15 protein-coding genes are annotated in these 20,517 nt (G+C 54.1%); 8 read left to right on the forward strand and 7 right to left on the reverse strand.

What is annotated here, in order from left to right; genetic code table 11:
- Position 1 precedes the first annotated feature (1 nt).
- From OGM59_01910 to OGM59_01930, 5 genes are all read left to right on the forward strand, one after another.
- A complete protein-coding gene (locus OGM59_01910; GenBank protein UYI91251.1) occupies positions 2–673 on the forward strand; it encodes a sortase in 672 nt (223 codons plus the stop codon).
- Positions 666–1,484 (forward strand): hypothetical protein, encoded by an 819-nt coding sequence (locus OGM59_01915; protein UYI91252.1) that lies wholly within the window; start codon positions 666–668, stop codon positions 1,482–1,484. Before OGM59_01910 ends, OGM59_01915 begins: the two co-directional genes overlap by 8 nt.
- 5 nt (positions 1,485–1,489) lie before the next feature.
- Positions 1,490–2,239, forward strand: a complete 750-nt coding sequence (locus OGM59_01920; GenBank protein UYI91253.1) for an ABC transporter ATP-binding protein — start codon at positions 1,490–1,492, stop codon at positions 2,237–2,239.
- A gap of 296 nt (positions 2,240–2,535) precedes the next feature.
- The gene (locus OGM59_01925; GenBank protein UYI91254.1) at positions 2,536–3,153 is read left to right on the forward strand and encodes a hypothetical protein; all 618 of its coding nucleotides are present in this window, start codon (positions 2,536–2,538) and stop codon (positions 3,151–3,153) included.
- Between the two features lie 33 nt (positions 3,154–3,186).
- Entirely contained in the window at positions 3,187–3,402 is a 216-nt protein-coding gene (locus OGM59_01930; protein ID UYI91255.1) for a hypothetical protein, read from the forward strand.
- 55 nt (positions 3,403–3,457) lie between these two features.
- Here the strand turns inward: OGM59_01930 and OGM59_01935 are convergent, their stop codons facing one another.
- Positions 3,458–5,590: a fibronectin type III domain-containing protein gene (locus OGM59_01935; protein ID UYI91256.1), complete on the reverse strand. Its 2,133-nt coding sequence runs from the start codon at positions 5,588–5,590 to the stop codon at positions 3,458–3,460.
- Between the two features lie 251 nt (positions 5,591–5,841).
- Here OGM59_01935 and OGM59_01940 point away from each other — a divergent pair, with 251 nt between their 5' ends.
- Positions 5,842–6,387: a helix-turn-helix domain-containing protein gene (locus OGM59_01940; protein UYI91257.1), complete on the forward strand. Its 546-nt coding sequence runs from the start codon at positions 5,842–5,844 to the stop codon at positions 6,385–6,387.
- A 66-nt stretch (positions 6,388–6,453) separates the two neighbouring features.
- Here OGM59_01940 and OGM59_01945 read toward each other — a convergent pair whose 3' ends face one another.
- From OGM59_01945 to OGM59_01970, 6 genes are all read right to left on the reverse strand, one after another.
- Complete coding sequence (locus OGM59_01945; GenBank protein ID UYI91258.1) at positions 6,454–7,227, reverse strand: TatD family hydrolase; 774 nt, start codon at positions 7,225–7,227, stop codon at positions 6,454–6,456.
- Positions 7,228–7,291: 64 nt separating this feature from the next.
- Positions 7,292–9,241: a methionine--tRNA ligase gene (gene metG, locus OGM59_01950; GenBank protein ID UYI91259.1), complete on the reverse strand. Its 1,950-nt coding sequence runs from the start codon at positions 9,239–9,241 to the stop codon at positions 7,292–7,294.
- Between the two features lie 10 nt (positions 9,242–9,251).
- Complete coding sequence (locus tag OGM59_01955) at positions 9,252–9,707, reverse strand: hypothetical protein (protein UYI91260.1); 456 nt, start codon at positions 9,705–9,707, stop codon at positions 9,252–9,254.
- 24 nt (positions 9,708–9,731) lie between these two features.
- Positions 9,732–10,457, reverse strand: a complete 726-nt coding sequence (nagB, locus tag OGM59_01960) for a glucosamine-6-phosphate deaminase (GenBank protein ID UYI91261.1) — start codon at positions 10,455–10,457, stop codon at positions 9,732–9,734.
- Positions 10,458–10,519: 62 nt separating this feature from the next.
- A complete protein-coding gene (locus tag OGM59_01965; protein UYI91262.1) occupies positions 10,520–10,984 on the reverse strand; it encodes a VanZ family protein in 465 nt (154 codons plus the stop codon).
- Positions 10,962–12,605, reverse strand: coding sequence for a peptide ABC transporter substrate-binding protein (locus tag OGM59_01970; GenBank protein ID UYI91263.1), 1,644 nt, complete (start codon positions 12,603–12,605; stop codon positions 10,962–10,964). Before OGM59_01970 ends, OGM59_01965 begins: the two co-directional genes overlap by 23 nt.
- Positions 12,606–12,964: 359 nt before the next feature.
- Here OGM59_01970 and rpoB point away from each other — a divergent pair, with 359 nt between their 5' ends.
- Both rpoB and rpoC read left to right on the forward strand, forming a co-directional pair.
- Positions 12,965–16,684, forward strand: coding sequence for a DNA-directed RNA polymerase subunit beta (rpoB, locus tag OGM59_01975; GenBank protein UYI91264.1), 3,720 nt, complete (start codon positions 12,965–12,967; stop codon positions 16,682–16,684).
- A 41-nt stretch (positions 16,685–16,725) separates the two neighbouring features.
- Positions 16,726–20,376 carry a DNA-directed RNA polymerase subunit beta' gene (gene rpoC, locus OGM59_01980; protein UYI91265.1) on the forward strand — a complete coding sequence of 1,217 codons (3,651 nt, stop codon included), beginning with the start codon at positions 16,726–16,728 and terminating at the stop codon, positions 20,374–20,376.
- Positions 20,377–20,517: the final 141 nt, after the last annotated feature.

Here is a 20,517-nt window from a genome sequence, read left to right on the forward strand (position 1 = left end):
TATGAAAAAAGACGGGACGGCCGGTAAAGGGCGTGCGCTGCTGCGCCACCTGGCGGTGGTGCTGGTGTTTGTGCTGGCAGCTGCGCTGGTGTTTACGCCGATATGGGTGTTGGGTGGGCGCTATGCGGTGTCTGCCGTGCATGATGTGCAGGCCAAGTTGCCCCGGGCAGACAGCGACTTGCAGCTGACGGAGCAGTACGACCCCCAGCCCAATACCTTTGGAATCGTAGAGGGTGCCACGGTGACCGGCGGTATGCACTTCGGTCGGCTGGAATGCAGCCAAATTGGGCTGGATTGCCCGGTGTATTATGGCGCCAATCGGGTGTGCCTGCGTGCCGGTGCGGCCGCGTCTACGGCTTATGGTTTGCCGGGTTACGGCAAGTCTACCGTTGTCACCGGGTACAATACAACGGTGTTCCGGAACTTGGCACAGCTGAAAAAAGGCAATCTCATCGACTTTTCCACCAACTGGGGGCACTTCTCCTACCGGGTTACGGCCCGCCAGGTGCTCACCTCGGACGAATCCGTAGATGTGTCTGTGGTGGACAAGGAAAAGCTGATCCTCTTTTGTACCTATCCCCAGTCGCCCTTTGGCAACTTGGCGGATCAGCGGCTGTATGTGTTTTGTGAAAAGGCCTCCGGCCCGGCTGTGGAGGTGAGCACCGATGATTAAGATCAAAAAGCACGATCGACGCGCTTGTTGCAGTGCGTTTTTGCTGTTTGTTTTTACCGGCGTGCTGACCCTGTCTGTGTTGGTGGGCGCGCTTTTCGGCAACCCGGCGCGTATGGTGCGCAGCCTTGGCGGCGATACTTATGTGGACGGCCTTTATACGGAGGTCCACCAGTATGCGGCGGATCTTTGCCTGGAGTACGGGCTGGACACAGCTGTGGCAGATGCAGTCACTAAGGACGGCGTGCGCACGGCGGTGCAGACCTATGCGGGGGTTATGTTAAAAAGCAAGGATCGCTCGGCCAAGCTGGCGCCGGCGCTCCAAGAGGTGCGTACCGCATTAGAAACGGCGGCAGCCAAGGCAGCTCCCGGCGCCACTACGGCGCAGGTGCAGGACTTTGGCAAGGCATTTACCGATTATATGGGTGGCCGTATGGCGCTGGTTTTTGCGGCGGATCTGCAAAGCTTTGTAAATCTGAGTATGCGAGCCTCTGCGGCAGGGGGTGTGATCGCCTGCTGCGGCGTGGCACTGGCGGTATGGCTGTTGAGGCGCAGCGGCGCTGCCAAGCGGCTCCAGCGCCTGCTGGCGGCAGACGGTATCTGTGCCGCCGGACTGGTGACGGTGCTATGCACTGTGATCATGCTGGTGCTGCTGCACCAAAAAAACCTGTATATTTTTCCCGCGTATCTTTGTGCGGCCGCTACTCAGTATATGATCGGCTGGCTGTATATGTGCCTGGGTGCCGGCGGACTGCTGCTGGCGATTTCCGGGATTGTGGCCTTTGCACGCAAGGGCAAGAACTGTAAAGGATGAACCGTATGGACAACGATGTAGTCATTTCTGTTGAAAATGTGACCATGGCCTTTAACCTGAATAAGGAAAAGGTGGACAACTTAAAGGAATATGTGATCAAGCTGTTAAGGCGTCAGCTGGAATTCAAGAAGTTTTATGCCTTGCAGGATATTAACTTCCAGGTACGCCGGGGCCAGCATTTGGGCATTTTGGGCCTGAACGGTGCCGGTAAATCCACACTGCTCAAGACCATTGTAGGCGTATACAAGCCTACGGAGGGCACTGTGAAAAAGAAAGGCGTGATTGCGCCTTTGCTGGAGCTGGGCGCCGGCTTTGACCCCAACTACACCGGTAAGGAAAATATTTTCCTGTACGGTGCCATTCTGGGCTACAACCGAGAGTATTTGGAGAGAAAATATGACGAGATTGTGGCATTCTCCGAGCTGGGCAAGTTTATTGACGTGCCGCTGAAGAACTATTCTTCCGGTATGAAAGCCCGCTTGGGCTTTTCCATTGCCACGGCCGTGGAGCCGGATATTCTGATTTTGGATGAGGTGCTGTCCGTAGGTGACGCCCGTTTCCGCAAAAAGAGTTTGGCTAAGGTCCAGTCTATGTTTGATCAGGGCGTGACCGTGCTGTTCGTATCTCATAATATTCAGCAGGTGAAGGCCATTTGCGACACAGCTATTTTGCTGGAGAAAGGGCATATTATTGCCTCCGGCGATGTGGATACCGTGGCTGCCGTGTATGAGGAAAAATCCGGCAAAAAGAAATAAGGATTGAAATGTTAAAGGCGGGTACTCCCCGCCTTTTTTATGTTCTAAAAAAACGCTTGACAAATTATTTACAATGCGCTTAAATGTTATTGAAGATAGAAGTTTGGAAACAAATGCAGACAGAATGATAAATGATATATTAAAATCGAGATTGATAATTGCAAAGGCGCCGAATAATTGTCAAGTGCGTTAGCCAATCGATTACCCAATAAATAGGCAGGAGGTGTTTCCGATGTTCAAAGCATTCCTTTATTCGTAAGCAGACAAGAGCAATATAAAAAAGAAGGAGAATTATTATGAGTAAAAGAATGGTAAGCTTGTTTTTATCCGCTGTAATGTTCGTCGTTTATTCTTTTGGTGCTACCGCCACCTACGCAGCCGAAAATATTGAAACTGCCATAATTGATGGCAAGGAATATAGATGCGAATCTAGGATTGTGGATGATAAAGAATATATGTGCATTACTAACATCACGGATGAAATAACGGATGTTGTGTATTATGATGTTTGTTCTGGTATAATATTTCTCAACGGCAAACCGGTTGCTTATGTTGAGAATGCTGTGAGCTTTCCAGATGAAAAATCAATTGAGAGTGTATCGCCATTAGCTACCACTGGTTGGCGTTATCACGATACATCAAATCATCGTATTTCGTGGGCTCGAGGTGTGGCAGCTGCGACATTAGCGGGTATCATTGCTGCGGTTATCCCGAGTACAGGGTGGCTTTCAGTATTGACTAAGATCGGTGCGACAGCCTTGAGCGCTGTATCTGCGGCGTGCATTGGAGGAAATGTAAAATGTGTTGCATATACGCAGGTGTTAGCGAGCGGTAAGGTACAATGTCGATATGACTGGACATTTAGGCCAAGCTCCGGAGAAAGTTATGGTCCGTATAGTTCGTATAAATTATAGTAATGTTTGTACTGAATAGGAGAACGGAAGCAAATGAACAAAAAACAATTCTACATTCTAACCACTTGCTGTCTGGTGGCTTTGCTGGTCCTCTTTGAGGTCGTATTGTTCATTGCCTTTGGCGGAGAGCGGTTGGAGCAAAGCGGATGGGTCAAGTGGCTTTGTGCCGGTGCACCGGTTTTGATCGTCCTGCTGTCCTTTTTGCGGGACTATATCATAAAAGTGAAGTTTGGCGGCTCAAAAGAATAACACACAAAAGTACCCCGTGCGGTTTGGAACTGCACGGGGCGTTTTGTTATGTTTATTATTTCACTTTAACGGACTTGGTGGCGCTCCAGGCGGAGTAGACTTTTTTCTTGCCCTCGGTGCGGTAGGAACGCATACGCACATAGTAGGTGGTCTTGGCCCGGTAGGTGGAGAAGGTCTTGGAGGTGGCGCTCTCCTTTACCGTAAAGTCCAGAAAATTCTGCTTAAAGTTCTTGGTGGTGGAGTATTGCACCTGGTAGCCGCTGCACGCGACCTTGCCCCACTTAATCGTGATCTTCTTAGACTTAGGCGAGGTAGCGGAGCTGATCTTTGGGGTGGCGGTCAGTGTTTTGGTGCTGACCTTGCTGCTTTTGGCGCCGGTCTTGGTGCTACTGTCTGTGGTGTACGCTGCCACCTGGAAGGTGTAGGCGGTGTTAGCATTCAGCTTGCTGACGGTGCCGGTGGTTTTGTTACCTTTGATCGTAGCTACCTTGGTTGTTTTTTTGGATTTGGTGTCGTAGCGATAGATATAGTAGCCGTCGGCACCGGCCTTTTTGCTCCACTGGAGAGCCACAGAGGCCACAGAACGGCTTTTTACCTTAGCACCGCTGACTTTACCGGGTAGGCAGTGTTTGGTGTTGTAGGCGCTGTAAGGGCCGTATTTGCCTTTTACATAGGCTCGCACCCGCACGGCGTACTCCTCGGTATCTGTCAGGTTGTGCAGGGTGGCGCTGGTGCCGGTGACGGTTTTGGAGAAGTTGGTACCCTTGGTTTTGTTGGTAATGTCGATATAGTATTTGGTGGCGCCGGATACCTTGTTCCACTTGTATGTTAAGTTGGTCTGGGTGCGCCCGGTCAGAGTCAGTCCGGTGACCCGGTTCTTGGCTGCTGTGGTGGTCGTGGTGCTGCCGGAGGTAGAAGTGGAAATGTGGTTCACATTCGCAGTGGAAGCGGGCATACCGCTGTACACGGGAATAATAAAGGTTTTGGCCGTGTTCAGAATTTTAGCCGATTTATAGGCGTTATAGGTGGTAACAGACTCAGAAGCCGCCGCCTGTACATTGGCCATGTATTCGTGGCTGTGCTTCTCTGCCGTGCCGGGGGCTACATTGAACTTTTGCAGATAGCCGGTGTTTTGGGTTTTGGAGAAGCCGTTTGCTATGTATGTTGCGCCGTTGTAAATGGACTTGTAGGGATTGCTCCAGGGACGGCCGTAGCTAAAGTACTTGGTGCGGCAGACACTTTTGGGCACATAGCCGGAGGTGCCGGTGGTGTAACTGCCACCCTTATCTTTGTACAGGCGCACCCGGTAGTATTTGCCCGCATTGGCGCGCCATACCATATACTGACCTTTTTTAGCCTTGGTCTTGGTGCCGCTGACCTTGCCGTTTTTATAGTTAGAGTAAATGGTGGCGTTCTCCTCCAGGCGCAGATACCCGGCAGCCCATTCCAGCCCGTCCATCGCGCCGCTGTAAGCGCCGATATTGTAGTAGTTGTAAATACCGATAAACGGCGCACGGTTGCCGCTGGCGCCGCCGGTGGTGGCTTTGGTACTACCCACCTCCTGTACGATTTTGGAGGCCAGATAATAGGCGCTCATACCGCTGTTTTTTGCGGCGGCCAAAATCGCGTCGGAATACTTGGTCTTGCTGTCGTAGTTCTTGCGAGTCTTGCCGTTGGTGGTCAGGTAGTTGATCAGGGAATTGTGCATCCAGGTGGGGGAGAGAATGGTCTCCACCCCGGCTTTGGTTTGCTTGGCATTATATGCGGTGGATTCAAACTGGAAAATATGCTTCTCATCAAAGAAGTTGCGGGGATCCATATAGTGCATCACCGCGTTTTGAGAGGCAGAGTACCAGCTGGAGCCTTCCTGGGGCTTGTTCTTGCAGGAGGCGCAGCTGCAGTAATAGGCGGCCGACAGAGAAGACTGACGCTCAATCAGTTGCTTAGAGTGAGGGGAGCGCTCTGCTTTAACGGCAGCGGTGAAATTCAGCCCGGTCTTCAGCGGCTGAAAATCCCATTTGGGGTACTTATTGTGCAGGCTTACCAGCTTGCTGATATAGCTTTCCGGGAAGCCTTTGTCCCGTAACTGGTCGGCATAACTCTTGGCAAAGGCAGTTGTCGGTAATATTGTTAAAGTGGTCATTAACAGACAAATTGCCAAAAAAAGGCTAATCGTTTTTTTTGTCATTCTGGTCGTCACCGTTCCTTAAATTTTTGGCGGTATTATGCGCTTTTTCGCTTTATTTTGCTTTATAATATCATTTCATCACGGCTTTGTCAATTTTTTGTAACCGGAAAATGTTGGCGAAACCCTTGACAAATTCGGAAAATTTGTGTAAACTTGTCACGCTGTGAAAAAAGAACACGGCCCATATCGAATAACAATCAAAATAATCACCCAATGACCAAGACCGTGAGAGAGGAGAGCGGGAAGCGATTATGAACAACGCAACAAAACAACAAAATTCCAGCAATGCGAGAGAGGGCAACGGCCTGCCGGCCATGCTGACTCGTCTGCGTGAGAACGCAGGTATGACCCAAGAGGAGGCCTCTAAGCTATTTGAAGTAAATCGCAGCACTTATGCGTATTATGAGACTGGAAAGAGCCACCCCAAATACCCCCTGCTGTGTAAGATTGCCCATGCCTATGAGGTGAGCACGGACTACCTGCTGGGCATGAAAAGCGCTGCAAGCAACACCGCAGATACGCTGCATGATGCAGGCGTGGCTTATGATGCCAATAACGAGCAGCCCTCCAGCTATTTGAAGGGCCAGATCAATGACGGTATTGCCGAGCTTAGTAATGTAGAGCGCATGGTACTGTTTCGTCTGCGGATTATGGACAAAGAGGATCAGAATGGCATCCTCAACTTTATCAACTGCTTGGGCGAGTTGAACAAAGAGGAGTGGGAGACCCTGTTCCGTCTGTGCGTGATAGACAAAGAGAATCAGAAGAAAGTCCTTGACTTTATCAAGAGCCTGTAAGCAGGCGATCCAACACAAAGAGAGAGCCACAGAGACCGGTAACGGTTTTTGTGGCTCTCTCTTTGTTTAGACTTGCAGACCGTACAGTGCGCGGGCGTTCTCTGCCGTTTGGCGCAGAACAGCCTGGGCAGACAGTCCCAGCACCTGCCCAATGCGTGCGGCAATGTGGGGGATCAGAGCAGAGTTATTGCGCTGCCCGCGGCAAGGCTCCGGCGCCAGGTAAGGACAGTCCGTTTCCAACACCAGGCGTTCTAAGGGGATCGTTTCCACCACCTCCAGCGCTTTGCGGGCGTTCTTAAAGGTGGCCACACCGTTCAGGCCGATGTACATGCCCAGTTTGATGATCTCCTTTGCCATTTCCTTGCTGCCGGAGAAACAGTGAACCACGCCTTTGGGCTGCAAAGCTTGCAGCAGCTCCAGCGTGTCGCCATGGGCTTCCCGGTCGTGTACGATAATGGGTTTGTCCACTTCCTTTGCCAGCTGGATCTGACGGCGAAAAAAGGCCGTTTGCGTGTCTTTGTCGCTGGCCATCCAGTGGTAGTCCAAGCCGATCTCGCCAACCGCCACGCACTTGGGGTCCGCCAGCAGCGGCCGTAGGCGCTCTATGTCCTCTAAATCGGCGCCTTCCAAATTCTCCGGGTGGAACCCGGCGGCAAAGTAAAACCAGGGATATTGGCGGCTCAGCGCCTGATTTTGCAGGGAGGAGGGCAGATCACAGCCACAGCTGACCACACCCACCACGCCTTGGTCGGGCAGCCGGCGGAGCAGCTGCTCCCGATCCGGGTCAAATTGAGGATCGTCATAATGGGCGTGGGTGTCAAAAATCGGAGCGTTTTCCATAAATCGAATTCCTTTATAGAAAAGAGCGACCGGTCCGCAGACTGCTCGCTCTTTTGTGCTTTCTTTAGCGAATTTTGGTGCCGGCGGGCATACCGTCCACAAACAGCACCTGTACATCATCATCGCCTACATCGCCGGCCAGAAGCATACCGTTGCTCATCTCGCCGCACAGCTTGGCAGGTTTTAAGTTGGCTACGATCACCACTTTTTTACCGATCAGGTCCTCCGGCTTGTACCAGGGGGCAATGCCGCTGACGATCTGACGGCTGCCGTCGCCGTCATTCACTTGCAGTTTTAGCAACTTCTTTGCCCGCTTAATGGGTTCGCAGTCGGTGATCTCTGCCACGCGCAGCTCTACCTTGCTAAAGTCGTCAAAGGCAATCTGCGCCACACCGGGTACTTCTGCCTTAGGCTGCAGGGCAGCGGTAGCCTTCTCCATTTGGGCTTTAATTAAGGCGTTTAGTTCGTCGATCTCCTTATCTGTGTCAATGCGGGGGAACAGAGCGTCGCCCTTGTGCACCGTTACATTGGCAGGCAGCACGCCGAATTTGGCAGCGTTCTCATAGGTGATCAGGTTCTCGGTAGCGCCGATCTGCGCCCAGGCCTTGGGCATAGAGGTGGGCATAAAGCAGGACAGCAGGGTGGTGGTGATCCGGATCACCTCCAGCAGGTTGTACAGCACGCTGGCCAGCCGAGCCTTGCGGCTCTCGTCCTTGCCCAGGATCCAGGGGGTGGTTTCGTCAATATACTTGTTGGCTCTGGAGATCACTTTGAAGATCTCTGCCAGGGCGTTGTTCAGCTGGGTCTGGTCCATGTAGGCAGCCACTTTATCCCGCAGCTCCAGTGCCGGGTCAATGAGAGAGGCGTCCAGTTCTTCGTCTGCTTCTCTGCATTCCGGCAAGGTGCCGCCAAAGTATTTCTCTGCCATAGCCACGGTGCGGGACACCAGGTTGCCCAGATCGTTCGCTAAGTCCGCGTTAATGCGGTTGATCATAATTTCGTTAGAAAAAGAGCTGTCTGCGCCCAGCGCCATCTCTCGCAGAATGTGGTAGCGAATGGCGTCTGCGCCGTAGCGCTCGCCCAGCACCAGCGGGTCTACCACATTGCCGATGGATTTGCTCATCTTTTGACCGTTAAAGGTGATCCAGCCGTGTACTGCCAAGTGCTTGGGCAGCGGCAGATCCAGCGCCATCAGCATGGCAGGCCAAATAATGGCGTGAAAGCGCATAATATCTTTCGCCACCATGTGCACATCGGCGGGCCAATAGCGGTCAAAGTCGTCATATTTGTCATTCAGGTAGCCCAGGGCGCTGATGTAGTTGGAGAGCGCATCTACCCACACATAAACCACATGACCCGGATCAAAGGTGACGGGAATGCCCCAGGTGAAGGAAGTGCGGGACACGCACAGATCTTCCAAACCGGGCTTGATAAAGTTGTTGACCAGCTCTACCGCGCGGCTCTTAGGCTGTAAATAATCCGTCTCCAACAGCAGCTTTTCGATCCGGTCGGCAAAGGGGGACAGCTTAAAGAAATAGGCTTCCTCAGCGGCCTCGGTGACCTCGCGGCCGCATTCCGGGCACTTGCCGTCCACCAGCTGGCTTTCCGTCCAAAAGCTCTCGCAGGGGGTGCAGTATTTGCCTTTGTATTCGCCCTTGTAAATATAGCCCCGGTCGTACAGCTCTTTAAAGATCTTCTGTACCGTCTCTATATGGTAATCGTCGGTGGTGCGAATGTAGCGGTCATAGCTGATGTTCATGTAGGACCACAGCTTCTTAAAGATGGCTACGATCTCGTCCACATACGCCTTGGGGGTCACGCCTTTCTCGGCGGCCTTTTGCTCAATTTTCAGACCGTGCTCGTCCGTACCGGTGAGAAAGAGCACATCATACCCCTGCATGCGCCGAAAGCGGGCGATGGAGTCGCAGGCCACGGTGGTGTAGCAGTGCCCGATGTGGGGATTGCCGGAGGGGTAGTAAATGGGCGTGGTGATATAAAACTTTTCCTTATCCATAGGAGCCTCCTTATACAAATACATTGAAGTTGGCCGTCGCGCCGTCCTTGGTGCGGGTTTCTACCGCATCGCCGGTCTGCATATTGACTTTGACGGAGGCGTACTTCTTTTTGTTTTTATAAACGGCAAAATAGTAGTTGTTGCCCTCAGACACGGTGCCGTCCACATCGTAGCCCTTGCCGTAGTAGTTGGTCAGGGCATCCAGTGCCTGGTTGACGGTGTAGGCGTTGCCGCTGTCCTCTTTTGCCTTTTTGGTGGTGGTTTCTGCCGGTTTTGTAGTGGTGTTGGTAGAAGCATTTGTGGTGCTCTCCGGCACCGTGGTGTCTGCCGTGGTGGCAGCGGGCCGGGTTGCGACCGTGGCGGGCTGGGTGGTCTCCTCCGGGGCAGCTTTGGTGCAGCCAAACAGCCCGGCGGCAGTGACGCAGCACAGACCCAGCGCCAGCGCTGCTTTGATCCCTTTATTCATACTTGATCACCTGATTTCAGAATATTACAGCAGGGAAGCGGCACCCCGATCCAGCATCAGCGTTACATCCGTATGGAACTGCAACACAGAGGCGGGGCATTCCGGGGTTACATTGCCGGAGATCACCTGCTTGATGGCTTTGGCCTTGTGCTCGCCCAGGGCGATGATCAGAATGCGCTTGGCCTGCATAATGGAGCCAATGCCCATGGTCAGTGCTTGGGTGGGCACCTCCTCAATGGTGTTAAAGAAGCGGCTGTTGTCCTGAATGGTGCTCTCCTTAAGGGACACCACATGGGTCCACCGCTGGAAGGAGTCGCTGGGCTCGTTAAAAGCAATGTGACCGTTGGAGCCGATACCCAGCAGCTGAATATCAATGCCGCCGGCAGCGCGAATGCTCTCCTCGTACTGCTTGCACTCGGCCTCTAAGTCCGCTGCGTTGCCGTCCAAAAAGTGAATGCGCTCCTTCGGGATATTGATGTGGTCAAACAGATTTTCGTGCATAAAGGAGTGGTAGGAATTTTTGTCTTCCACATCCAGCTTGCAGTATTCGTCCAGGTTAAAAGTGGTCACTTTGGAGAAGTCCACGGCACCCTGCTCGTACAGGCGAATCATGTGGTTGTAGGGCTTCAGCGGGGTGGAGCCGGTGGCCAGGCCCAGTACGGAGTTGGGCTTTGCCAGCACCTGGCCGCACATATAGTTACCGGCTGCAATGCCGATCTGTTCTTCCGTATCGTAAATCAATACATTCATGTTGTTTCCTCGCTCTTAATTTTAAGAATATGTCCTATATTATATACGATTTGGCGGCAATGTCAATTCTTGTCGTGCTTTTTGGTACGATAGCGCAGCCAAAGCCACAGCAGCACCCCGGCACACAGCAGCCCAAGGGCCGCACCTGCGGTGTCAATCGCCCAGTCTGCCGCCTGGCAGGAACGCCCGGGCACAAAGCGCTGGTGCACTTCGTCAGTGATTGCATACAGACTGGCAATGGGCAGGCTGACGGCCGTGTACCGGCGTCCCCAGGTGGCTGCGCAGGCAAGGCTCAGCAGCAGGCACAGCCCGGTGTATTCCAAAAAGTGTGCGGATTTGCGCACCAAAAAGTCTGTGAGCCGACCATCGCCCAGCAGGCGGGTGAGCCAGGCCAGTACAGCGCCGCTCTCGCGGCTGGATTGGTCCGCTGTGCGGGAGGACAGGTAGAAGATTACACCCATACACACCACGCTGAGCACCCAAAAGACCGTAGCGTACTGCTTATTATGCTCTGTTCGCTTCAACAAAGGAGACCCTCCCGCTGCCCGGGTGAAACTGTACGCCGCTGACGCCTCCAGCCATCACATAGTAGGCAGACTCATAGAATACCGGTAGAACGGCGCCGGTTTGGATCAGCGCCTGCTCGCAGGCTCGGCAGGCGGCGGTGGCCGTGCCGGCCGTGGCGTTCTTGGCCACTGTCAGCGCCTGTTCGATTTTATCGCTTTGCAGCTTCATATAGTTGGTGGAGAGCAGGTTGGACAGAAAGGTCACCGGGCTTTGGCTGGCGGCCTCCATAGGGTACAAGGCAATGTCATAGGTGCCTGCGGCCATCTGGCTCTCCATCTCCGCTTTGGTCATGGTTTCGATCTTTAGGGAAAAGGCAATGCCGGTGCCGTTGCCGTAGGTGGTCACGGTGCCCAAGCTGCTTTGCACCCCCTGTACCAGCGCCTTGGCGTAAGCGTCCATCTCCGGGATGGTAATGACTGTCAGCGCTACGGCGGTCAGCCCGGTCTCCTCCAACCCGGCTTTCCACAGGGTTTGGGCGCGGGCAGCATCCCTGGCAGGTACCAGGCTGTTTTTAGCGGTGGTCACATTCCCGCCGTCCACCGTGGTACTAGGTGGGGTAATGCCGGTGGACGCCTGCAGATACTTGCTGTTTTTTGTATCTGCCGGGGACAGGCTCAGGCAGATGGCTCGGCGCATTTTTTCATTGGATAGGCTGCCTTGGTTGGTGTTAAGCAAAAACGCCCAGGTGGTGTTGGCATAGGGGATAGCGGTCAGGTCGTCCTTCTTTTTCAGGGCGCCGTACTCACTGCCGGTGAGAAAGGCGGCGTCGTAGTAGCCGCTTTCCAACTTCTCCGGTATCTTGCTGTTTTCGTCCTTGATATTCAGGGTGATATTGTCCACCTTCGTGGGGTTGGCGCCCTTGTATTCTTCATTTTTGTTCAGGGTATAAGAGGTGTCCAGTTGATTCTTTACATAAAATTGGCCGTTAAAGAGAGAATACTCCGTGCCCAGGCCGTAGCGGCCCTTGGTGGCGGTAAAGAATTCTTTATTGCAGGGCATGGCTGCTGCGCCGGACAGGGTAGAAAAGAACCCGGCGGCCGGGGTGCGTAAGGTGATCACCAAGGTGTAATCGTCCGTGGCCTTTACTTGCAGCGCAGAGGCGCTCTTCTGTTTGGTGTACACCTGCTGTGCACCGGCAATGCCGGACAGGGCAGGGTACAGGGGACAGGCGGTTTGGGGTGACACGGCGCGCTGAAGCGCAAAAACAAAATCATGGGCGGTAATGTCCGGATCCCAGTTCTTGCCCATACGCTCGGTTACCGCGTCCGTCAGGTGCCACTTCAGTCCCTGGCGCAGATGAAAGGTGTAGGTCTTTTGGTCGGTGCTCACTGTCCAGTCCGCAGCCACAGCCGGTTTGACCGTGCCGTCGTCCTCTACACGCACCAGCCCCTCATAGCAGTTCTCCGCGATCAGGTATTCATCCTGGGTGGCAGCCACCTGAGGGTCAAAGCTGGTGATATTGCCGGTGATGGGGTAGATAATATCCAGCTGCTTGTTCCGTCCGCCGCAACCGGCAAACAGGGTGCACACCAAAGCGGCGCACAGCAGCAGAGAAAAGATACGCTTACAGTTTTGTTTCATGGTTCGCTCCAGTTGATTTTCTTGCCGTCTATTATACCATAAGGGGAGAGAAGAAATCAATTTTTAGCGCTCCGATTTGTAGAATTTTTTGAAAAATTCTTGTGCAAAGTGACGAAAAACAAGAAGCACACGGTGGCGTGTATCAAAAAGTTTTTCATTTTGTGGAATTTATATAAAAATAATTGTTGACTTTCCGGGCTTGTTCGTCTATATTATATGCACGATTAAAATGGAAATTTATGCGCACGAGTATATGCGCGCCCCTGCCGGGCCGTGCGAAAAACTTTAGGCCCGCGGCAGCGGATCGGCGCTGGATTTCGACTTTTTTCTGAGAAAAAAAGATTGGAGTGACCCCTTTTATGTTGAACGTGAAAGACGTGCAGCTCGGCACCACAACACGAAAGAGTTTTGCAAAGATCAATGAAGTGATGCAAATGCCCAACCTCATTGAAGTGCAGAAGAAATCGTACCAGTGGTTCCTGGATGAAGGTTTGGAAGAGGTGTTCCGCGACATTGGTTCCATCACGGATTATACAGGCAATCTGGTGCTGGACTTTATCGACTACACCATGGACGAGGACCCCAAGTACACCATTGCCCAGTGTAAGGCAAGGGATGTGACTTACGCCAAACCGCTGAAGGTCCGTGCCCGCTTGCAGAACAAAGAGACCGGTGAGGTGAAGGAGAACATCATCTTCATGGGCGACTTCCCGCTGATGACGGATGCCGGCACTTTTGTAATCAACGGTGCAGAGCGCTGCATTGTGTCCCAGTTGGTGCGTTCCCCCGGCGTGTATTACCACATGGACCATGACAAGACCGGTAAGGAGTTGTATACCAACACCGTGATCCCCAACCGGGGCGCATGGCTGGAGTATGAGACGGACGCCAACGACCTGTTCTATGTGCGCATTGATAAGAACCGCAAGATCTTTATCACCACTTTCCTGCGTGCGTTGGGTCTGGGTCTTGATCATGAGATCATTGACTATTTCGGTGAGGATGAGCGCCTGGTGGCCACCATTGAGAAGGACACCACCAAGAACCAGGAGGAGGCACTCCTGGAGGTGTACAAGCGCCTACGTCCCGGCGAGCCGCCCACTTTGGAGACGGCACAGGCTCACTTGGACGGCCTGTTCTTTGACCCGCACCGGTACGATCTGTCCCGAGTGGGTCGCTACAAGTATAACAAAAAGCTGGGTATGGCTGACCGCCTGAACGGCCAGATCCTGGCAGAACCGGTGATCTCTCCCCAGGGTGAGTTCCTGGCAGACGCCGGTGAGAAGATCGACAAGATCAAGGCCATGGAGATCGAGGATGCAGGTGTTATGTTTGCATTTGTCGATGTGGACGGCAACAAGGTAAAAGTTGTGTCCAACGGCATGGTCGATATCAAGAAATATGTGGACTTTGACTGCACCCCTCTGGGTATTCGTGAAAAGGTCAGCTATGCTGTGCTGGCAGAGATCCTGGAGAAGTGCGGCGATGATGAAGAGGCACTGAAAGAGGAGATCCGCATTAAGCAGGACGACCTGGTGCCCAAGCACATTACCACAGACGATATTTTTGCTACCGTGTCTTATCTCTGCAACCTGGCTTGCGGTGTAGGCACCACAGACGACATTGACCACCTGGGCAATCGTCGTATCCGCGCGGTAGGCGAGTTGCTGCAAAACCAGTTCCGTATCGGCTTTACCCGTATGGAGCGCGTGATTCGTGAGCGTATGACCTTGCAGGCACAGGACGACGAGGACGCCATTACCCCCCAGGCACTGATTAACATTCGCCCGGTGGTGGCTGCTATCCGTGAGTTCTTCGGTTCCTCTCCGTTGTCCCAGTTTATGGACCAGAACAACCCCTTGGCGGAGCTGACTCATAAGCGCCGTCTGTCCGCACTGGGCCCCGGCGGTCTGTCCCGTGACCGCGCCGGGTTTGAGGTGCGAGATGTACACTATACCCATTACGGCAGAATGTGCCCCATTGAGACTCCAGAAGGACCCAACATCGGCCTGATCTCTTATCTGGCTTGCTATAGCCGGCTGAATGAGTACGGCTTCATTGAGGCACCGTACCGTAAGGTGGACAAAGAGACCGGTGTGGTCACCGATGAGGTGGTCTACATGACCGCCGATGTGGAGGACGAGTTCGTTGTGGCCCAGGCCAATGAGCCCCTGGACGAGGAAGGTCACTTCACCAACCGCCGCGTTACCTGCCGCCATCGGGACGAGTTCCTGACCCTGCCCCCGGAGCGAGTGGATTACATGGATGTATCCCCCAAGATGGTTGTATCCGTAGCTACGGCTATGATCCCGTTTTTGGAGAACGACGACGCCAACCGCGCACTGATGGGCGCCAACATGCAGCGCCAGGCTGTGCCGCTGCTGAAGACCGAGGCCCCGGTAGTGGGTACCGGTATGGAGTATAAGGCAGCTTACGACTCCGGCGTGGTGGTCATTGCCAAGCGTGGCGGCACCGTGTGCGCCGTAGACGCGCGTACCATTGATATTAAGACCGCTTCCGGTGAGATCGACCATTACGAGTTGGTAAAGTTCTGCGGCTCCAACCAGGGCACCTGTATCAACCAGCGGCCCATCGTCTCCCTGCACCAGCAGGTAGAGGACGGCCAGGTGATCGCCGACGGTCCCGCTACCTGCAATGGTGAGGTTTCTCTGGGTAAGAACGCCCTGATCGGCTTTATGACCTGGGAAGGCTACAACTACGAGGACGCCGTATTGATCAACGAGAAGATCGTGCGGGACGATGTTTATACTTCCATTCACATTGAGGAGCACGAGGTGGAGTCCAGAGACACCAAGCTGGGTCCGGAGGAGATCACCCGCGATATTCCCAATGTGGGCGAGGACGCGCTGAAGGATCTGGACGAGGACGGTATTATCCGCATCGGCGCCGAGGTACACAGCGGTGATATTTTGGTGGGTAAAGTGACCCCCAAGGGCGAGACGGAGCTGACCGCAGAGGAGCGGCTGCTGCGTGCCATCTTCGGTGAGAAGGCCCGCGAGGTGCGTGACACCTCCATGCGTGTGCCCCATGGCGAGTATGGTATTGTGGTGGATGTTAAGGTGTTCACCCGTGCCAACAGCGATGAAATGAGCCCCGGCGTGAACAAAGTGGTTCGCGTTTATATCGCCCAGAAGCGTAAGATCCAGGCCGGTGATAAGATGGCCGGTCGTCACGGTAACAAGGGCGTTGTGTCCCGGGTACTGCCCCAGGAGGATATGCCGTTCCTGCCGGACGGTCGCCCGTTGGATATTGTATTGAACCCCTTGGGCGTACCTTCTCGTATGAACATCGGGCAGGTGCTGGAGGTGCATCTGGGCTATGCCGCCATGGCACTGGGCTGGAAGATGATGACCCCCGTATTTGACGGTGCTCATGAGGACGACATTCGTGAGTGCCTGAAATTGGCCGGCCTGCGTGAGGACGGTAAGACTACCCTGACCGACGGCCGTACAGGCGAAAAGTTTGATAACCCGGTGACCGTGGGCTACATGTATTACCTGAAGCTCCATCACCTGGTGGATGATAAGATCCATGCCCGTTCCACCGGTCCTTACAGCCTGGTCACCCAGCAGCCTTTGGGTGGTAAAGCCCAGTTCGGCGGCCAGCGTTTCGGTGAGATGGAGGTTTGGGCACTGGAGGCATACGGCGCTGCTTACACCCTGCAAGAGATCATGACGGTGAAGTCCGATGATGTTGTGGGTCGTGTGAAGGCTTATGAGGCCATTGTTAAGGGCGAGAATATCCCCAAGGCAGGCACGCCGGAATCCTTCAAGGTTCTGTTTAAGGAGCTGCAGGCACTGGGTCTGGATACTCGTGTGTATGACGCCAACGGCGAGGAAGTAGAGCTCAAGCAGGATCTGGACGATGGCACCGGTATTCAGCCTATTGATGACAAGGCGTTCACCACCGTCAATGACTTTGACGAGGGCAGCGAGGGCTTTGGCATTGAGAATGCGGAAGAAGCCGGCGAGGAAGCAGGCGCAGACGCAGCGGATTCGTTTGCAGATTTGTTTGCAAACGCCCTGGACGACGATTCGGACGATGGGGCCGATGCGTAAACGCCATTCCGACACTACATTATATATAAAGGAGTGCTTCCATGATGGAGAATAAAGAAAACGAATTCAGCTCGATCAAAATCGGTCTGGCGTCTCCCGAGCAGATTCGGGAGTGGTCCTACGGCGAGGTCACCAAGCCGGAGACCATTAATTACAGAACGCTGAAGCCGGAGCGGGACGGTTTGTTCTGCGAGCGCATTTTCGGCCCCATGAAGGACTGGGAGTGCCACTGCGGCAAATATAAGAGAGTACGCTATAAGGGCAAGGTCTGCGAGCGCTGCGGCGTAGAGATCACCCGGGCCAAGGTGCGCCGTGAGCGTATGGGTCATATTGAACTGGCGGCTCCCGTGTCTCACATTTGGTATTTTAAGGGCATTCCCAGCCGCCTTGGGCTGGTACTGGATCTGAGCCCCCGTTATTTGGAGAAGGTGCTGTACTTTGCACTGTATATCGTAACGGATCCCGGCGACACCCCGCTGGAGAAAATGCAGATCCTGAACGAAAAAGAATATGCAGAAATGCGCGAGCGCTATGAGGACGACTTTGAGGCCGGCATGGGCGCCGAGGCCATCAAAAAGCTGCTGCAAGACATTGATGTGAAAGCCCTGCGGGATGAGCTGACCGAGGAGCTGGAGACTGCTACCGGTCAAAAGCGTGTGCGTCTGCTCAAGCGCCTGGATGTGGTCAATGCATTCTATCAGAGCGGCAATAAGCTGGAGTGGATGATCCTGGATGCCATCCCGGTAATCCCCCCGGATATTCGCCCCATGGTTCAGCTGGACGGCGGCCGTTTTGCCACCTCTGATCTGAACGACCTGTATCGCCGCGTTATCAACCGAAACAACCGTCTGAAGAAGCTGCTGGAGTTGGGCGCACCGGATATTATCGTGCGCAACGAAAAGCGTATGCTCCAGGAGTCTGTGGACGCCCTGATCGACAACGGCCGCCGCGGCCGTCCGGTCACCGGTCCCAACAACCGTCCGCTGAAGTCCCTGTCCGATATGCTGAAAGGTAAGCAGGGTCGCTTCCGTCAGAACCTGCTGGGTAAGCGTGTTGACTACTCCGGCCGTTCCGTAATCGTGGTTGGTCCGGAATTGAAGATGCACCAGTGCGGTCTGCCGAAGGAAATGGCGATCGAGCTGTTTAAGCCCTTTGTGATGAAGCGGCTGGTAGAGACCGGCGTGGCCTCTAACATTAAATCTGCCCGTAAGATGGTGGAGCGTGCCAACAACCCGGCCGTTTGGGACTCTCTGGAAGTGGTCATTAAGGATCACCCGGTGATGCTTAACCGTGCACCTACCCTGCACCGTTTGGGTATTCAGGCCTTTGAGCCGGTGCTGGTAGAGGGTCGCGCAATTAAGTTGCACCCGCTGGCTTGTACCGCATTTAACGCAGACTTCGACGGCGACCAGATGGCTGTGCACGTGCCCCTTTCTGCAGAGGCACAGGCAGAGGCCAGAATGTTGATGCTGGCTGCTAACAACCTGCTGAAACCCTCTGACGGTAAGCCGGTGACCGTGCCTACCCAGGATATGGTGATCGGTTCCTATTACCTGACCATGATTAAGGGCGGCGAGCCGGGCTGCCCCACGGTGGAGAAAGACGCCCAGGGCAACGAATATACCCGCTATAATATTTACAGAGATAAGGACGAGGCCATGATGGCCTACCAGGAAGGCTCTTTGGGCTTGCACTCCGAGTGCCTGATCCGCTTCTCCAAGGAAGTGGACGGGGAAGTGCACGAGCACCTGGTTAAGACGACCATCGGTCGTGTGATCTTTAACGCCCCGGTGCCTCAGGACCTGGGTTTTGTGGATCGTTCCGATCCGGAGAATGAGTTTGTACCGGAGATCAGCTTTGTTGTAAAGAAGAAGCAGCTGGGCCAAATCGTCGAGAAGTGCATTCGCGTGCACGGCGTTGCCGTGGCATCCAAGGTGCTGGACGCTTTGAAGGCGCAGGGCTATAAGTATTCCACCATTTCCGGCACCACCGTAGCCGTTGTGGACGCCCTGATCCCGGAGAAGAAGAAGGAGTACCTGGACGAGGCCGAGAAGCGGGTGGACGAGATTACCACCAACTACAACTACGGCCTGATTACCAACGAGGAGCGTTCGTCCGCCGTTATCAAGGCTTGGGAGGACTGCACCAACAAGGTATCCCACGAGCTGACCAGTAACTTTGACGGCGCCCATAACCCCATTCACATGATGGTAGACTCCGGTGCCCGTGGTAGTACCTCTCAGCTGCGTCAGCTGGCCGGTATGCGTGGTTTGATCGCCAATACCGCCGGTAAGACCATTGAGGTTCCCATTCGTGCCAACTACCGTGAGGGTCTGAATATTCTGGAGTACTTCATTTCCTCCCGTGGTGCCCGTAAAGGTTTGGCCGATACCGCACTGCGTACCGCAGACTCCGGTTACTTGACCCGCCGTCTGGTAGATGTATCCCAGGATGTAATCATTCGCGACCAGGATTGCGGCTGCCACGATGGTATTATCGTAAGCAAGATCATGGACGGCAACCGTGTACTGGAGCCGTTGGAGGAGCGCCTTACCGGTCGTTTCGTTGTAGACCCGGTGATCGATCCTAACTCCGGCGAAGTGCTGATGGAGCCGGATCGTATGATGACAGAGGAAGACGCCAAGCGTATTGTGGACGCCGGTATCGAGTCCGTAAAGATCCGTTCTCTGATCACCTGTAAGTCCCACCACGGCGTGTGCTGCAAGTGCTACGGCGCCAACCTGGCCTTTAACGAGCCGGTTCAGGTAGGTGAGGCCGTGGGTATCATCGCCGCCCAGTCCATCGGTGAGCCGGGTACACAGTTGACCATGCGTACCTTCCATACCGGCGGTGTTGCCGGTGGTGCCGATATTACACAGGGTCTGCCCCGTGTAGAGGAGCTGTTCGAGGCCAGAAAACCCAAGCAGCTGGCCATTCTGTCTGAGATCGACGGTGTGGTTCATTTTGAGGAGATCAAGAAGAGCCGTCACGCCATTGTGACCGGCGAGGACGGGGAAGAGAAGAAGTATCTGATCCCTTACGGTGCCCGTCTGTGCGAGCACATTGTTGAGGGTGCCCATGTGAAGAAGGGCGAGGAGCTGACGCTCGGCGCCGTGAACCCCCACGATGTTTTGGCTATCTTGGGCGAAGAGGCTGTTTATAACTACCTAATTAAGGAAGTACAGTTCGCTTACCGTACCCAGGGTGTTGATATTAACGACAAGCACATTGAGGTTATCGTTCGTCAGATGCTTAAGAAGTGCACCGTGGACGATGCCGGCGATACCGATCTGGTGTCCGGCACCATGGTGGATGTGGCCCAGGTAGACGAGGCCAATGAGGCCATTGACAAGCGGATCGCTTTGGGCGAGACCACTTTGAAGCACGCCACTTATATCCCGATTCTGATGGGTATTACCAAGGCGTCCTTGGCCACCGACTCCTTCCTGTCCGCCGCCTCCTTCCAGGAGACCACCCGCGTGCTCACCGATGCTGCCATCAAGGGCAAGGTGGATCCGCTGATCGGTCTGAAGGAAAATGTAATCATCGGTAAGCTGGTGCCCGCCGGTACCGGTATGCAGGTGTTTGATAAGGTGGATGTGGTGCCCAGCTATTTCTCCGCTGAGGGCAGCGAGGAAATTTTGAACCTGGAACAGCTGCAAGAGCTCTTGACAAACAGTATGTCCGAGTGATATAATGCTAAATTGTCGGTGTGCGATTTGCGCTAAATCGGCCCAAATCCCATCGAATTTAGCCGAAAATTGACCATTTACCGGGGCAGAACCGTAAAGTTCTGCCCCAGTAGGTGCGTTTTTGAGCAGAAAATGCAAATT

It is taken from the genome of Oscillospiraceae bacterium, assembly GCA_025757685.1.
Lineage (GTDB): Bacteria > Bacillota > Clostridia > Oscillospirales > Acutalibacteraceae > CAG-217.

What these genes read in the sequence shown, in the direction of transcription:
- OGM59_01910 (UYI91251.1), top strand. Translation starts at nt 2, where the DNA reads ATGAAAAAAGACGGGACGGCCGGTAAAGGGCGTGCGCTGCTGCGCCAC.
- OGM59_01915 (UYI91252.1), top strand. Translation starts at nt 666, where the DNA reads ATGATTAAGATCAAAAAGCACGATCGACGCGCTTGTTGCAGTGCGTTT.
- OGM59_01920 (UYI91253.1), top strand. Translation starts at nt 1,490, where the DNA reads ATGGACAACGATGTAGTCATTTCTGTTGAAAATGTGACCATGGCCTTT.
- OGM59_01925 (UYI91254.1), top strand. Translation starts at nt 2,536, where the DNA reads ATGAGTAAAAGAATGGTAAGCTTGTTTTTATCCGCTGTAATGTTCGTC.
- OGM59_01930 (UYI91255.1), top strand. Translation starts at nt 3,187, where the DNA reads ATGAACAAAAAACAATTCTACATTCTAACCACTTGCTGTCTGGTGGCT.
- OGM59_01935 (UYI91256.1), bottom strand. Translation starts at nt 5,590, where the DNA reads ATGACAAAAAAAACGATTAGCCTTTTTTTGGCAATTTGTCTGTTAATG.
- OGM59_01940 (UYI91257.1), top strand. Translation starts at nt 5,842, where the DNA reads ATGAACAACGCAACAAAACAACAAAATTCCAGCAATGCGAGAGAGGGC.
- OGM59_01945 (UYI91258.1), bottom strand. Translation starts at nt 7,227, where the DNA reads ATGGAAAACGCTCCGATTTTTGACACCCACGCCCATTATGACGATCCT.
- metG (UYI91259.1), bottom strand. Translation starts at nt 9,241, where the DNA reads ATGGATAAGGAAAAGTTTTATATCACCACGCCCATTTACTACCCCTCC.
- OGM59_01955 (UYI91260.1), bottom strand. Translation starts at nt 9,707, where the DNA reads ATGAATAAAGGGATCAAAGCAGCGCTGGCGCTGGGTCTGTGCTGCGTC.
- nagB (UYI91261.1), bottom strand. Translation starts at nt 10,457, where the DNA reads ATGAATGTATTGATTTACGATACGGAAGAACAGATCGGCATTGCAGCC.
- OGM59_01970 (UYI91263.1), bottom strand. Translation starts at nt 12,605, where the DNA reads ATGAAACAAAACTGTAAGCGTATCTTTTCTCTGCTGCTGTGCGCCGCT.
- rpoB (UYI91264.1), top strand. Translation starts at nt 12,965, where the DNA reads ATGTTGAACGTGAAAGACGTGCAGCTCGGCACCACAACACGAAAGAGT.
- rpoC (UYI91265.1), top strand. Translation starts at nt 16,726, where the DNA reads ATGATGGAGAATAAAGAAAACGAATTCAGCTCGATCAAAATCGGTCTG.